Origin of the sequence: Sphingomonas sp. Leaf22 (assembly GCF_001421715.1) — a bacterium.
Taxonomy (GTDB): domain Bacteria; phylum Pseudomonadota; class Alphaproteobacteria; order Sphingomonadales; family Sphingomonadaceae; genus Sphingomonas.
The window spans coordinates 85,412-100,884 of the sequence record NZ_LMKP01000003.1 but is presented as its reverse complement, the minus strand read 5'-3'; the positions used below and the strand labels follow the sequence as shown (position 1 = coordinate 100,884).

Annotated in this window: 7 protein-coding genes; 2 read left to right on the top strand and 5 right to left on the bottom strand. The window is 68.2% G+C overall.

The features are described 5' to 3' along the window. Positions 1–11 precede the first annotated feature (11 nt). The gene (locus ASE70_RS03015) at positions 12–3,167 is read right to left on the bottom strand and encodes a DEAD/DEAH box helicase (RefSeq protein WP_082450589.1); all 3,156 of its coding nucleotides are present in this window, start codon (positions 3,165–3,167) and stop codon (positions 12–14) included. A 147-nt stretch (positions 3,168–3,314) separates the two neighbouring features. On the opposite strand from ASE70_RS03015, the gene ASE70_RS03010 reads away from it, so the two are divergent. Beyond that, positions 3,315–4,262 carry a TraB/GumN family protein gene (locus ASE70_RS03010; protein ID WP_056501237.1) on the top strand — a complete coding sequence of 316 codons (948 nt, stop codon included), beginning with the start codon at positions 3,315–3,317 and terminating at the stop codon, positions 4,260–4,262. Positions 4,263–4,394: 132 nt separating this feature from the next. Here ASE70_RS03010 and ASE70_RS03005 read toward each other — a convergent pair whose 3' ends face one another. The 4 genes from ASE70_RS03005 to ASE70_RS02990 all read right to left on the bottom strand — a co-directional run bounded on the left by ASE70_RS03005 (position 4,395) and on the right by ASE70_RS02990 (position 10,523). Then, positions 4,395–4,778 (bottom strand): hypothetical protein, encoded by a 384-nt coding sequence (locus tag ASE70_RS03005; RefSeq protein WP_056501235.1) that lies wholly within the window; start codon positions 4,776–4,778, stop codon positions 4,395–4,397. Positions 4,779–4,868: 90 nt separating this feature from the next. Beyond that, positions 4,869–5,921 (bottom strand): aldose epimerase family protein, encoded by a 1,053-nt coding sequence (locus ASE70_RS03000; RefSeq protein ID WP_056501231.1) that lies wholly within the window; start codon positions 5,919–5,921, stop codon positions 4,869–4,871. 124 nt (positions 5,922–6,045) lie between these two features. Next, positions 6,046–8,898: a glycoside hydrolase family 31 protein gene (locus tag ASE70_RS02995; protein ID WP_082450587.1), complete on the bottom strand. Its 2,853-nt coding sequence runs from the start codon at positions 8,896–8,898 to the stop codon at positions 6,046–6,048. Further along, positions 8,898–10,523: a DUF5597 domain-containing protein gene (locus ASE70_RS02990; protein WP_056501226.1), complete on the bottom strand. Its 1,626-nt coding sequence runs from the start codon at positions 10,521–10,523 to the stop codon at positions 8,898–8,900. The genes ASE70_RS02995 and ASE70_RS02990 overlap by 1 nt, the downstream gene beginning before the upstream one ends. A gap of 217 nt (positions 10,524–10,740) precedes the next feature. Here ASE70_RS02990 and ASE70_RS02985 point away from each other — a divergent pair, with 217 nt between their 5' ends. Then, the gene (locus tag ASE70_RS02985; protein WP_056501223.1) at positions 10,741–15,354 is read left to right on the top strand and encodes an NAD-glutamate dehydrogenase domain-containing protein; all 4,614 of its coding nucleotides are present in this window, start codon (positions 10,741–10,743) and stop codon (positions 15,352–15,354) included. The last annotated feature ends 119 nt before the right edge of the window (positions 15,355–15,473 follow it).

Here is a 15,473-nt window from a genome sequence, read left to right as displayed (position 1 = left end):
GCCAACGGTTTTCAGGCCGCCACCATCTCCAGCACGTCGCGGACCCTGGTCAGCCGTTCGCCGGCATCCTCGATTCGCGCCGCGACGATCCACCGCCCGTTCTTTTCGGTCAGCCCGTCCATGGCGGGCACCTCGCTGCCCCCCTGCGGCGTCAGGGCGATCGCCGCCGGCCCGGCATCGACCTTCGCCACCGCCGCCGCCTGCGCCAGCAAGCGGATGCGCGCCAGATCGACCAGCAACCGCGCTTCCTCGGGCAGGGTGCCGAACCGGTCCTCCAGCTCCTCCTCGAACGCGTCGAGCGTGCCGGCATCCTCGATCCGCGCAAGGCGACCATAGAGCATCAGCCGCATCTCGGTCTCCGGGATCCACCCCTCGGGCAGACGTCCAGCGATACCTAGATGCAGTTCGGGCACGACCCGGTCGACCACCTCGCCGCGTGCCGCCCGCAGCGCCCGACCGAGCAGATACTGGTACAGGTCGATGCCGATCAGCTTCATATGCCCGGCCTGCGCTTCGCCAACCAGATCGCCCGCCCCGCGCAGGTCGAGGTCGCGCGCGCTGATCGCGAAGCCCGCGCCCAGCCGGTCGAACGCCTGCAACGTCCGCAGCCGCTTCAGCGTCGCCTCGGCGATCGAATGCTCGGGATCGGTCAGCAACAGGATCTGCCCGCGCCGCCCACCGCGCCCGACGCGCCCGCGCAACTGGTGCAGCTGCGACAGGCCGAACCGGTCGGCATGGTGGACGATCATCGTATTGGCGCGCGGCACGTCCAGCCCCGCCTCGATGATATTGGTCGCGAGCAGCACGTCGCCCTCGCCGTGCGCGAAGCCGACCATCGCCGCGTCGATCTCCGCCGCCGGCATCTTGCCATGCGCAACGGTCAGGGTCAGTTCGGGCGCGATCTTGCGCAGCCGTTCCTCCAGCGGCGCGATATCCTCGATCCGCGGCACCACGACGAAGCTCTGCCCGCCGCGCGTGCGTTCGCGCAGCAGCGCGGTGCGGACCGTCACCTCGTCGAACGCGGTCACCGCGGTCCGGATCGGCTGGCGCAGCGCCGGCGGGGTGGCGAGGACCGACAATTGCTGCAACCCGATCAGCGCGCTTTGCAGCGTGCGCGGGATCGGCGTCGCCGACAGCGTCATGACATGGTCGGCAATGTCGCGCAGGCGCGCCTTGTCCTTCGTGCCGAACCGCTGTTCCTCGTCGATCACCACCAGCGCCAGATCGCGATAGTCGACGTCCTTGCCCGCCACCGCCTGCGTCCCGATCACGACGCCGATCGATCCGTCGGCAAGGCCCGCCTTGACCCGCTTCTTCTCCGCCGCATCGGACAGGCGCGACAGGCCGGCGACCTCGATCCCGGTCCCCTCGAACCGGCGACGAAAGGTTTCGACATGCTGGCGGACGAGCACCGTCGTCGGCGCGGCGATGGCGACCTGCCGCCCCGCCAGCGCGACGATCGCGGCGGCGCGCAGCGCGACCTCGGTCTTGCCATAGCCGACATCGCCGATCACCAGCCGGTCCATCGGTCGCCCCGCCGCAAGATCGGCACGGGTGGCGGCGATGGCGCGCGCCTGATCGGGTGTTTCGGTGAACGGGAAGCCGGCGGCGAAGCGTTCATAGGCGGCGATATCGGCCTCGACAGCCGCGACCTCGATCGCATCGCGCGCCGCCGCGATCGCCGCCAGTTCGCGCGCGCTCTCGGCAATCGCCGCGTCGATCGCGCCGCGCCGTTTCTGCCAGCTCGATCCGTCGAGCGCATCGAGCGTGACCGCATCGCCGTCCGCGCCATAGCGCCAGATGCGGTCGGCCTCCGCCACCGGCACCAGCCGCCGTGCGCCCTTGGCATATTCCAGCACGACGGCGTCGCCCGCCTCCTCGCCGGGCAGCTGCTCCAGCCCGACGATGCGCCCGATGCCGAAATCCTCGTGAACGATCACATCGCCGACCCGTAACTCGCCCGCCTCGGCGAACAACGGATTGGCGCTCGCCGCCGCCAGTTCGTCGCCCCGCGCCCGCCCGCCGAGCAGGTCGCCGCCGGTCACCACCGTCACGCCATCGGCCACGAAACCGCGATCGATCGGCGCGACCAGCAGCATCGCGCTGCCCGGCTCGGCGCGAACCGCTTCGTCCCACGACCCGATCGTCACCGGCTCGGTCCGGCCCAGCGTCGCCAGCCGCTTGCGCAGGAACCGCAGGTCGCGCGGACTGCCGGCCAGCACCAGCCGTCCACCACCGAGCACCTCGCGCGCGAACTTGCCGAACGCGCGCGTCGGTGCCCGGCTGGTGACGAAGCGCGGCGGCGGCGCGGCATCCGCCGGCACGTCGATCCGGTCGCGGCCGTTCAGCAACTGCTCCCACGCCGTCCGGTCGACCAGCGCCGCCGCACCACGCCGCCGCCGCCGCGTCGCATCCTCGACCAGATCGAGGAACCGCGCGCGCCGCCGCTCGACGTCCGGGTCCATCGCGACTGCCGCTTCGGGCAGATGATCCAGCAGCGACACGCCCTCGGCCGCCACCGGCTCGGCGGCGCGGCCGATCGTCACCTCGCCCAGATCGGCATCGCCGCGCTGCGTGACCGGATCATAGCTGCGGATCGTGCGGATCGCGCCATCCTCCACGGTCACCCGGATCGGGCAGATCGCATCAGCGGGAAAGATATCGACCACGCCGCCGCGCACCGCGACCTCGCCCGGTTCGTCGACCCGGTCGTCGACGACATAGCCCAGTTCGACCGCGCGTTCGGCAAAGTCCGCCATGTCGATCGCATCGCCGATCCGCAGCACCGGCGGCGCGGCATCGAAATCGTCCGGAGCGGCGATCCGCACCGCCGTCGCTTCCGGCGTGGTGATGCACGCGACGCGGCGGCTGGTGACCGACGCCAGCCGCAACCGGCGCAGCCCCGCCACCCGCGCGCCGGCATTGCCGGGCGATGCCGGGGCATCGTCGCCGGGCAGCGCGTCGCTCGCCTGCACATGGACGACCTCGACATCGGGCGCGAACGCGGTCAGCGCCGCCGCAATCGCGCCGGCGCGCAGTTCGTCGGAGGCGATGAACAGTACCGAACGTGTAGCGACTTCCCCCGCCAGCAGCGCCGCGACGGGTCCGATCGCGGCGTCCTCCCCCTTCGCATCGGGTCGATCGGGGGCGGCGGTCGTGTTCGGCATAGCGGAGGTCCCGGCAAGGCCCTGAAGACGGGCGGAGATGCAAACCCAACGAAGCGTCTGCCGCGTCCGTTCCTGCGGCCTGTCGCATGGGCGCAGCCGCTGCTATGCAAGCGGGACTGCCGGTTCGCCGGTGCTTTGGAGACGCCGATGCCCTCGATCCTGCTGCGCTTCGGCGCCGCGTTCAGCCTGATGACCGCCCTGCCCGCCATGGCGCAGACCGCACCGGCCCCGGCCGCCGAAGCCCCGGCCGATACCACCTCCGCCGACCCCGCCGCCGCTGCCCCGCGCGAAGCCGATCCGGCGCTGTGGGTGGTCAGGGACAAGGACACGACCATCTATCTGTTCGGGACGATCCACGTCCTGAAACCCGGCCTGTCGTGGTTCGACGAAGCGGTGAAGACCGCCTTCGACAAATCGAACGAGGTCGTGCTCGAAATTCCGATGCCGACGCCCGAACAGGCGCAGGCGGCGGTGATGAAGTCCGCCGTCAACGTGACCGGTCCGAAGCTCAGCGAAAAGCTGCCCGCCGCCGAACGCGACGCCTATGCCAGGGCGGTGGCCGATGCCGGCCTGCCGGCGGGCGCGCTCGAACAGCTCGACCCATGGTTCGCCGCCTCGACGCTCACGCTCGTGACCTTGCAAAAGCAGGGCTATGATCCGCAGAGCGGCGCCGAACAGACCATCTCGCAGGCGGCGAAGGTCGCGGGCAAGCCGGTCACCGGCCTCGAAACGCTCGAACAGCAGTTCGGCTTCTTCGACGCCCTGTCCGATGCCGCGCAGGTCACTTTCTTGAGCGAAACGATCAAGGAATTGCCGACCGCCGGCGAACAGATCGACAAGATGGTCGACCAATGGGCCAAGGGCGATCCCGCCGCGCTCGCCGCGACGATGAACGAGGACATGACCGTCTCCCCCGAACTGCGCCGCGTCCTGCTGACCGACCGCAACGCCCGCTGGGCGAAGTGGATCGAGGAACGGATGAAGCGCCCCGGCACCGTCTTCGTCGCGGTCGGCGCGGGCCATCTGGCCGGCACCGGCAGCGTGCAGGACGCGCTCAAGCGCTACAAGCTGCGCGCGACGCGGGTGAAGTACTGAAGGCTGACTCCCCTCCCTGACAAGGGAGGGGAGCAGAAGCCCCCAAAAGAAAACGGCCGGCGGATCGCTCCGCCGGCCGTCAGGCACGGTTTCCGAATTGCGGCCCGGAAGGCGGCCGCATCGGCAATCACATCACGCGTTGCAGGCCTGCGCCGCCTTGCCCGGCTGGGTCAGGGTGATGCTCTTCGGGCTGCCGGTCAGGCTGTAGCCGCCCTCGGCGGTCAGCGGCTTGCCCTTTTCCTCGGCCTTCAGGCGGACGGGCATGTCGCCCTGCTTGCTGCGGAAATTGGCCTGCGTATCGCCATCGAAGAAGTCGACATAGACGAGCGTGTTGTCCTTGCAGCGGAACGTCACGCTTGCCTTGACGGGCGGCGGCAGTTCCACGGGTGCGCGGTTGGCGACTTCGGCGGCCAGCGGATCGGCGGCGCGGGTGTCGAGCTGTTCCGGCTGCGACTGACCGCAGGCCGAAAGGGCGAAGGCCGCGGCAGTGGCGGCAAGGAGAAGGGGGTGCTTCATAGGATTAAAGCCGTTCGCAAACGCAAACGTTTTCGTCAAGCAGGGTTGTGCACCGCGCAACGACCGCCCGTCGCGGCGTGGCACGCCCGGTCAGGCGGCGGAAAAGGCGAACCGCAGGACGCTGTTCCACCGCGTGCCCGGGTCCAGTCGCGCCGACGGAAATTCCGGCCGGTTCGGCGTATCGGGCCATGCCTGCGGCTCCAGACACACGGCATCGCCCTGCCGGTACAGCCGCCCGTCCTTGCCCGGCTCCGCCCCGCCCAGGAAATTGCCCGAATAGAGTTGCAGCCCCGGCGCGGTGATCGACAGCGTCATGACCCGCCCCGATTCCGGATCGGCCAGCACGGCGGCGGCGCGCAACGCGCCTACGTCCCCGCGCACGATGAAATTATGGTCGTAGCCGCGCCCGATCGCAATCTGCTCGTCCTGCCCGTCACGCACCCGATCGCCGATCGCATGGGGGGTGCGGAAATCGAACGGCGTGCCCGCGACGGCGCGCTGCTCGCCGGTCGGGATCGATGTCGCATCGACCGGCAGAAACGCATCCGCCTCGATCGTCAGCAAATGGCGCAGCGCCTCACCCCGCCCGCCCAGGTCGAAGAACGCGTGGTTGGTTAGGTTGACGACCGTCGGCGCATCGGTCGTCGCCTCATAATCGATGGTCAGCGCCTGCGACGTCAGGCGATAGGTCGCGCCCGCCCGCAACGTCCCTGGATAGCCGGCATCGCCATCGGGGCTGGTCAGCGTCAGCCGCACCCACGCCGCATCGGCGTCGCTGCCGATCTCGGCCACGTCCCACAGCCGCTGGTCGAACCCGTCCGACCCGCCGTGCAGATGATTGGGCGCATTGTTGGTTTCGAGGGTGTAGCTCCGCCCGTCGAGGCTGAACCGCCCGCCCGCGATCCGGTTGGCATAGCGGCCGACCGTCACCCCGAACCATGACGGCCGGTCGCGATAGGATTGCACGTCGTCGAACCCCAGCACGACATCGGCCACCACCCCGTCGCGATCGGGCACGCACAGCGATTGCAGCGTCGCCCCGAACGGCAGGATACGCGCCGACAGCGTCCCCGCACGAAGCTCGATCGCCTCGGCGGGCGCGCCGTCCAGCGTGCCGAAGGCCATCCGTTCTGCGTCCGCCATGCCACTCTCCGCCAACGCCTGGACCAGTCACCACCGTACCCCCGCGCAGGCGGGGGTCCAGAGCCAAGCAATGCACCGTGGGCGCTTGGAACCCTGGATCCCCGCCTGCGCGGGGATACGGATATTACCGCAACGGCACGCTCACCGCCCGCCCGTCATACACCACGGCCGTCGCCGCATTGTCGGCAAAGTCCGGCGCGACCGCCTTACCCGGCACATGGAAGCGCACCGACATCGACCGCTTCGCCGCCATCCCCGCAAAGCTGCCCGTACGCGCGCCGATCGTCAGCGTCTTCGTCGCTTCGTTCCACGTCAGTGGGATCTGCGACGACTGCCCCTTGCGATAGCCCTCGCTCAGGCCGTCATCCTCGAACAACGTGTGCGCCCCGTCCTTGCCGGTAAAGACGTGCAGCACATAGGGCGCGTCGAGCTTTTCGGCGGTCGACTGCACCGCCGCACCCGTCGGCACGATCGATCCGGCACGGACATAGAGCGGCAGCACCGCGATCGGGGCGGCGGCGGTGATCGTCTGCCCGCCCTTCACATAGGCGCCGGTCGTGAAGTCGTACCAGTCGGCCCCGGCCGGCAGATACACCGACCGGCTGGTCGCGCGGAACTGCGTGACCGGCGCGACGAGAAACGCCGATCCGAACATATATTCGTCGTCGATGCCCCAGCTCTTGCGGTCGGCGGTGAAGTCCATCGCCAGCCCGCGCATCATCGTCCCGTCGCGATGCCACGTCTCCGCCGCCAGCGACGTGATATAGGGCAGCAGGCGGTAGCGCAGCCGGTCATAGGTTGCGAGCGCATCGTACAGCGCCGGATCGCTGGCTCCCAGCTCATAGATTTCGCGATACGGCGTCTCGCCATGGCTGCGGAACAGCGGACTGAACGCGCCGAACTGGAACCAGCGCAGGTTCAGCTCCTTCCATTCGGCCAGATGCGCCGGGTCCTTCTTGGCATAGCGATCCTCGACCGCGAAGCCGCCGATATCATGGGTCCAGTTGGGAATGCCCGACATCGACAGGTTCACGCCCGCCGAAATCTGGTCGCGCAGATCGTCCCAGCGCGATGCGACGTCGCCCGACCACAAGGCGGCACTGGCACGCTGGATGCCGCCATAGCCCGACCGCGTCAGGATGAACGGGCGCACATCGGGCTTGGCGACGCGCAATCCGTCGGCGACCCCCTCGGCATGGACCAGCGGATAGCTGTTGAAGAACTCCTCGCCCGGCCCCTGCGCGGTCGGTCCCATCCGGTCGATGCGCTGTTCGATCGACAGGTTCGAATGGATATCCGGTTCGGTCGCGTCCATCCACCACGCGTCGAAGCCCTTGTCGACCAGCGCCTCCTTCATCTGCCGGAAATAGATCGCGCGCGCTTCGGGCGCATAGGGATCGTAATCGGTGTTCAGATAGCCCTTGCCGACCCAGTCGCGCTCCTTCGCGATCAGGTTACCCTGATACAGATAGCCCTTGGCGGCCAGTTCCTGCGCGTTCTTGGTGTTCGGATAGAATTTCGGCCACACCGAAATCATGATCCGCGCGTTCTGGCTATGGACGGTGTCGACCATCGCCTGCGGCCTGGGGAAACGCTTGGTGTCGAAACAGTGGCAGCCCCACTGGTCCTCGGGCCAGTAGAACCAGTCCTGCACGATATTGTCGAGCGGCAGGCCGCGCTTGCGATATTCGGCGACGACACCCTCGACCTCGGCCTGGGTATTGTAGCGTTGGCGGCTCTGCCAGAAACCATAGGCCCAGCGCGGCATCAGCGCCGCCTTGCCGGTCAGCGCGCGGTATCCGGCGATGACGCCGTCCATGTTCTTGCCCGCGACATAATAATAATCGAGCGCATGGGCGACGTCCGACGACCACCAGAGCGAATGGCGGTCGGCCTGCGGCAACGGATCGTTCTGGAACAGCGCGATATAGCCGGCATTCGGCTCCCATTCGATCCGCACTTCGGCGGCTTTTCCGGCGGTCATTGGCAGGTCGAAGTTATGAAACCACGGGTTCCAGTTCTGCCGCCAGCGGTTCAGCACTTCCTTGCCGTCGACGAAGACCTTGACGTAGCTCGACGAATAGAGGCGAAATTTCTGCACGCCCGTCGTAGTTGGCACGACGGTGCCGGTCCACACCACTTTCTGCGTCTGCACTGCGTTGCCGGCGGTATTCTGTCCGGTGGTTGCCGCGACGGTCTGCGCCTTGGCCTCCGCCGGCCAGTTCGCCTGATCCTTGATGAACTGATAGTTGATGGTCGGTTCGCGGCGCGTCACCGCCAGCCGGTCGCCCAGATAATATTGCGCCTGCCACCCGGCCTGCCCGCCCGACGTCACCTTCATACCATCGCCGACCAGCTTGTAGGGCTGCGGATTGCCGAAACGGGTGATGCCGTTATTGTCCCACAGCACCCCGTAATTCTTCGTCGATACAACGAACGGGATGCCGATATCCATATTGTGCTGGGCGAGTTCGACGTCCTCGCCATTGTAATTCATCTGCCGGTTCTGGTGCTGGCCCAGACCATAGAATCCTTCGTCGGTGCCGCGGTTGAACTGCTGGCGGATCGACACGAACTGCTCGCCACCGGCACTGCGCGGCACGAACGCGGCGCGCGGCGCTTCCTCCAGCGTCAGCTTGCCCGCGGCATCGCGGAACCGGACCTGCCCGTCATCGGTGTCGATCTCGGCCGATCCACCGGCGGCCTTGATCACGACCATGCCCCGCGTCTTGCGCACCGTGAAGTCGCCGGCGGGTTTGGCGGTCACCATCAGGCTGTCGGGCGTGTCGAGGCTGGCATCGGGCACCGCCGTCACCCGGAACCGGTCGGGACCATAGACCAGCACCCGTACCCGCTTGGCCGGGCCGGCATCGGGGGTCACGACCACCCCGCCCGGCACCTTGGCCAGCTCGGCGGCCAGCGCCGGCAACGAGACCGACAGGGCAAGCGACAACAGCGTCCAGCGAAGCGTCTTCATCAGCGATACGTCCCCATCGTCACGCGCAGCAGCATCGGCTGCGCGGTAAAGTTCAATCCATAATCGGTCTGGTCGCCGTTCATCACGCGGCGGGCGACGAAGCGGCCGTCATCGGCCAGCGTCCCCTCCTCGACCCTGATGAACATCGCGGTATCGCCCTTGCCCTTGTCGGCCAGGTCGACGTTCACGCGCACATCGGTCCCGGTGACGAGGAACTGGTCGGGCGCGACCTGCAACACCGCCATGCCGCCGACCGGCTGCGTGGCGGTGGCGGGCGGTGCAGCCTTCAGCCATGGCGAATCCATCGATCCGAACTGCCATTCGCCATATTTGGCCGATACGCGCCACCGGCCCATGACCTTCGCCTGTTCGGCGTCCGGCGCGCCCTTGGCAGTGCCCCAGCCGGGATGCGCCAGCGCCATTGCCGCCCAGCCGCGCGCCATGGGTTTCAGGAACCGGTATTTGCTGGCGAACGCCTCGATCGTGGCATCGTCCAGCGTCACCGCGCCCAGCGGGTAATTGTAATATCCGGTGCCATCCATGCCGAACGGTGCCCAGCCGATGCCACCGCGCCCGATGGTCGGCCACAGGAAGCGTGCGAAATCGACGGCATTGCCGGTTTCCGGCACCATCAGCGGATTGTCCGGCCTCGCATAATGGTCGAGGAACTTCAGATAATCCTTGGCATCGCGAGTATAGAGGTCGGGTGCCACCGCATCGAGGTTCGGTGCCGCCGCCTTCCACACATCGATCACCTGCCAGTCGGGACCGCCGCTGGCCCCTCCCGACTTGCCCGGCGGCGCGAACGGACCGCCGACCGCCGCGTTGACGTACATCGGCAGCTTCCACACCGCCTTCCCCGCCGCGGCGATCCGGTCGATATAGCGCGCGGTGTACCATGCGTTGAACGCTGGTTCGGCATTGTCGCCATAGACCTGCGTCCAGTTGCCGCGCTTGCCGGTCTGCTTTGCCAGTGCGGCGGGCACGTCGCCGGCGAACAGGCGGTTCGCCTCGGGCGAATAGTCGCGCGCCTGCTGGTACACCCCGACTTCGTTCTCGGGTTGGACCATGATGACGCTGTGATCGGGGTCGTGGTCCTTCAGATACCGCATCAGCGCGACGAACGCCTTGCGGTCGGCCTCGAACGTCGCCTCGCCATGCGGCGACAAGGCGTAGTGCGTCTTGCCGTCCTTGGTCCGCATCCGCGGGAAGCGCGCATTGTCGCGCTTCACCCATGCCGGGACATAGCCGGGCGAGGTGTTCTTCCACGTGCCGAACCACAATAGCACCAGCTTGACGCCGTGTTCGCGCGCCTGTGGCAGCAAGGCGTCGAGATAGCTGAAATCGAACTGCCCCTCGACCGGTTCGATCTGTTCCCACGCGACCGGTATCTCCAGCGTATTGGCGTGGAGCCGTTCGACCATCGGCCATACCTGCGGCAGCATGGCAGGATAGTTGCTCGAATTATTCGCCTGCACGCCCAGCATCAGGAACGGCGCACCGTCGACCAGCAACGCATGGCGACCGTCCCGGCGCTCGATCCGCGGCACGTCGCCGGGGGCGGCCGACGCCGCCACCCCTGCGACCAGCGCCCATGAAGCCAGTGCCGCCGCCCATCCGCGCATCGCTGCTCTCCCCCTGCCTCCGGCTTGGTGCCGACAACGTTGTCACGCCCTTACCGCGGGACGACATATCAGACAATTACCTTCTTTATTGCCGGGTTACCGCAGGTACGCCGGAACCGTGACTCCGCGGCAAGTAATATAATTGCCGCATCGCGACATTTTGTTCGCAACTGCCACAAGGGTTGAGCCGGTCGGCAAGGCGTCGCATATCCCGGCCATGACACCAAAAGCCAAGCTCGCCCGCCCCCTGGAAACGCTGCTGGTCGACAGTGCGCTCCCCGGCGAAATCGAAGGTCTGGACGCCGCCGCCCGCGCCGATGCCGCGCAGTTCGTGGCGGCCGCCGCCGCCCACCGGTCGCCCGGCACGGTCAGCGTCGCGCTGGAGACGTTGAGCCGGGGCGAGGCGCGGCGGATGCGGCTGGCGGTCATCAACGACGACATGCCCTTCCTCGTCGATTCGATCGCCAGCACCATCGTCGCGCACGACATCGCCATCGACCGCATCCTGCACCCGGTCGCGCCGGTCACCCGCGATGCGGCAGGCACGCTGGTCGATCTGGCGGGAGAGGGTCGCCGCGAATCGATGATCTATATCGAGATGGAGCGCGCCGATGCCCGCGTACGCCACGCGCTGGTCGCCGAGATCGAACGCAATCTCGACCATGTCCGCGCCGCCGTCGCCGACTGGCGCGCGATGCAGGCGGCGATGCAGGCCGATGCCGCACGGCTGACCGCCCATGCCGACACGGCCGAGGATGCGGCGCTGCTGAACTGGTTCATCGCCGGCAACCTGACGCAGCTGGCGCATGAACGCTGGTCGCGCGACGGCGTGGTCGGCGAACGGTTGGGCCTGTCGCGCGCGCGGCTCGACGTGCCGCTGCTCGCCGACGCATCGCGCCAGCGCGCGATCGAGTGGTTCGACGCCGGCAACCGCCAGCCGCTGCTGCTCAAATCCAACTGCATCTCGACCGTCCATCGCCGCGCGCCGATTGATCTGGTGCTGGTCCCGGTGGTCGACGGCGACACCGTGACCGGCCTTTCGATCCATGGCGGGCTGTGGACCAGCGCCGCGTTGCAGGCCGATCCGGCCGACGTGCCGGTGCTGCGCCGCAATCTGGCGGCGCTGCGCACCAAATTCGGCTTCGACCCGTCGGGCCATGCGGGCAAGGCGCTGAGCCACGCGCTCTCCACGCTGCCGCACGACCTGACCACCGCGTTCAGCCCCGACGCGCTCGAACAACTGGCGCTGACCGCCATGTCGGTCGCCGACCGGCCCCGCTCGCGCCTCGTGCTGATCCGCTCGGCGCTCGGCCGGCATCTGTTCGCCTTCGTCTGGCTCGGCCGCGACGACGTCACGACGCAGCGGCGGCTCGCGATCGGCGACATGCTGGCACAGGCGGCCAATGCGTCGATCCTCAACTGGTCGATCGCGATGGAGGATGGCGAGGCGGCGCTGATCCGCTACGTCCTCGACCTGCGACAGGACGGACGGATGCCCGAGGCGGGCGACCTCGACCGCCGGATCGAACGCATGGTGCGCGGCTGGCGGCCGGCGGTCGAAGGGGCGCTGACCGAACTGGCTCCCGAAGGGGCGACGCGCATGGCACTGCGCTTCGCCAACGCCTTTCCCGCCAACTACCGCAATTCGAACCTGCCCGACGAGGCGGCCCGCGACATCGTCCGCGTCGCGGGGCTGACCGACGCGACCTCGCGGTCGGTGCGCATCCTCACCGCCCCCGGCGAACGGATGCGGATCAAGGTCTACCGCCGCGGTGGCGCGCTGCCGCTGTCGGATGCGGTGCCGGTGTTTGAGAATTTCGGCTTCCGCGTGATCGAGGAACTGCCGACCCGGCTGGAGGATGACGAAAAGAGCTTCATCCATGATTTCGAGGTCGAGGTCGCATCGGGGGTCGCGCCGAAGTTCGATGTGTCGGTGGTCGAACGCGCGATCGAGGCGGTGCTGGAAAACCGCGCCGAAAACGATGCGTTCAACCGCCTGACCGTTGAGGCGGGGATCGCCCCGACCGCCGTCGTGCTGCTGCGCGCATGGTTCCGGTATCTGCGCCAGACGGGGTTGAGCTACAGCCTCGCCACCGCCGTCGACGCGCTGCGCCGTGCGCCGGGCGTCGCCACCGCGCTGATCGAGCGGTTCAACGCCGCGCACGACCCGTCGCGGACCGACCGCGACGGCGGCGTCGCCGCCGCCGATGCCGCGATCGAAACCGGGCTCGACGCGGTGTCGGCGATCGACGACGACCGAATCCTGCGCAGCTATCGCGGGGTCGTCGCCGCCACGCTGCGCACCAACGCCTTTGCCCCGGCGTCGCAGGAGGCGCTGGCGTTCAAGCTCGACAGCGCGAAGGTGCCCGGCCTGCCCAAGCCGCTGCCGTGGCGCGAGGTGTTCGTGTACAGCCCCCGCGTGGAGGGCATCCACCTGCGCGCCGGACCGGTCGCGCGCGGCGGGCTGCGCTGGTCCGACCGGCGCGACGATTTCCGCACCGAAATCCTGGGTCTGATGAAGGCGCAGCGCGTCAAGAACGCGGTGATCGTGCCGACCGGTGCCAAGGGCGGCTTCTACCCCAAGCAACTGCCCGCACCGTCGAACCGCGATGCGTGGATCGCGGAGGGGACCGAAAGCTACCGCATCTTCATCCGCTCGCTGCTGTCGATCACCGACAATATCGTCGATGGGAAGGTCGTCCATCCGCAGGGCGTGACCATCCATGACGGCGAGGACCCCTATTTCGTCGTCGCGGCGGACAAGGGCACGGCGACGTTCAGCGACGTCGCCAACGCGCTGGCGCTCGAACGCAATTTCTGGCTGGGCGACGCCTTCGCCAGCGGCGGCAGCGTCGGCTACGATCACAAGGCGATGGGCATCACCGCCAAGGGCGCGTGGATTTCGGTGCAGCGCCATTTCCTCGAACTCGGCGTCGACGTGCAGACGCAGTCGATCGACGTGGTCGGCTGCGGCGACATGTCGGGCGACGTGTTCGGCAACGGCATGTTGCTGTCGAAGGCGATCCGGCTGAAGGCGGCGTTCGACCATCGCCACATCTTCCTCGACCCCGAACCCGATGCGGCGGCCAGCTGGACCGAACGCGACCGGCTGTTCGCCTTGCCGCGGTCGAGCTGGGCCGATTACGACCCGTCGCTGATTTCCGCGGGCGGCGGCGTGTTCCCGCGCACGGCCAAGACGATCCCGCTGACCGATGCGGTCCGCGCGATGCTGGGCGTCACCGACCGCGAGATGGAACCGAGCGCGCTGATCTCTGCCATTCTGAAGGCACCGGTCGACCTGATCTGGTTCGGCGGCATCGGCACCTATGTGAAGGATCGCGCCGAAAGCCATCTCGACGTCGGCGATCCCGCCAACGACCGGATTCGCGTCGATGCGCAGACCCTGCGTGCCAAAGCGATCGGCGAAGGCGCGAATCTGGGCGTGACACAGGCGGCGCGCATCGCGTTCAGCGCCAATGGCGGGCGGATCAACACCGACTTCATCGACAATTCGGCCGGCGTCGATTGTTCGGACAATGAAGTGAACATCAAGATCGCGCTGAACCGCGAGGTGATCGAAGGACGTCTGACGCAGGACGATCGCAACGCGTTGCTGGTGCGGATGACCGACGATGTCGCGCATCTGGTGCTGGAGGATAACCGGCTGCAGACGCTGGCGCTGTCGGTCATGGAGAATGACGGGCCGGTCGCGGTGCCGAGCTATGTCCGCGTGATCGAAATGCTCGAAGCCGCCGGCAAGCTCGATCGCGTGGTCGAGGGGTTGAGCGGCAATGACGACTATGTCCGCCGCGCACAGGACGGACGCGGGCTGACCCGCCCCGAACTGGCGGTGCTGCTGGCCAGCGTGAAGCTGGCGTTGCAGGAGGCGATCGAACACTCGGCCGTCGCAACCGATGCCGATATGTCCGGCGACCTGCTCGCCGCCTTCCCGCGCGAGATGCAGGAGCGCCACAAACAGGCGATTCTCGATCACCGGCTGCGCGGGGAAATCGTCGCGACCAAGCTCGCCAACCGGATCGTCAACCGGCTGGGCGTGCTGCACGTCTTCGAACTGGCGGAGGAAGAGGGCGAAGCACTGGCCGACATCGCCGCGATGTTCGTCGCCGCCGAACGCCTGTTCGACACGAACAAGCTGTACGACCGGATCGAGGCTGCCGACATTTCGGAGCGTGCCCGCATCGCGTTGCTCGACGAGGTCGCGGTGGGCGTCCGCTCGCAGATCGCCGACCTGTTGCGCGCCTTCCCGGCGGGCACCACCCCGGCCCGCGCCGTGGCCCATCTGCAAAAGGGCGTGGCGAGCCTTGCCGGGCAGACCAGTTCGCTGCTGCGCGCCGAGGCGGCGCAACAGCGCGACCGGATCGCCGGCATCCTGCAGGATGCGGGGGCACCGCAGGAGCTGGCCGGACAGGTGGTACGCCTGTTCGAACTCGACGGCGCGGTCGGCCTCGCCGATCTCGGTCAGCGGTTGAAGCTCGACGAAACGCGGCTGACGCTCGCCTTCACCCATCTCGGCTTCGCGCTCGGGCTGGACTGGGCACAGGCGGTGGCGGCGCGCATCCAGACCGGCGATCCGTGGGAACGGCTGCTGATCGCCGGCCTCGCCCGCGATTTCCAGCAGCTGCGCTTCGAATTTCTCAACCGCAATGCCGGCAAGGACCCGCAGGCGGCGGTCGAGAAATGGCTGGAGGCAAACCGCGACCGCGTCGCCCAGTTCGCGGCGCTGGTCCACCGCGCGCGGCAGGCCCCGGTGGCCAGCGCCGCGATGCTGGCCCAGATCGCCGGACAGGCCCGCGTCCTGCTGGCGCGGTAGGTGTTTAGTCCCGAGGAGTGACGGTACGGCCGATGGTCGTTGGCGACCGTCGGCCGGCCGGCTGCGATACCGGCCGTCGGCGGTCACGCCGGCATCGCCGGCTCCGGTGTCAGATCAAC

Excerpts from the sequence above, each read along its gene's own strand:
- ASE70_RS03015 (WP_082450589.1), bottom strand. The coding sequence starts at position 3,167 with ATGCCGAACACGACCGCCGCCCCCGATCGACCCGATGCGAAGGGGGAG.
- ASE70_RS03010 (WP_056501237.1), top strand. The coding sequence starts at position 3,315 with ATGCCCTCGATCCTGCTGCGCTTCGGCGCCGCGTTCAGCCTGATGACC.
- ASE70_RS03005 (WP_056501235.1), bottom strand. The coding sequence starts at position 4,778 with ATGAAGCACCCCCTTCTCCTTGCCGCCACTGCCGCGGCCTTCGCCCTT.
- ASE70_RS03000 (WP_056501231.1), bottom strand. The coding sequence starts at position 5,921 with ATGGCGGACGCAGAACGGATGGCCTTCGGCACGCTGGACGGCGCGCCC.
- ASE70_RS02995 (WP_082450587.1), bottom strand. The coding sequence starts at position 8,898 with ATGAAGACGCTTCGCTGGACGCTGTTGTCGCTTGCCCTGTCGGTCTCG.
- ASE70_RS02990 (WP_056501226.1), bottom strand. The coding sequence starts at position 10,523 with ATGCGCGGATGGGCGGCGGCACTGGCTTCATGGGCGCTGGTCGCAGGG.
- ASE70_RS02985 (WP_056501223.1), top strand. The coding sequence starts at position 10,741 with ATGACACCAAAAGCCAAGCTCGCCCGCCCCCTGGAAACGCTGCTGGTC.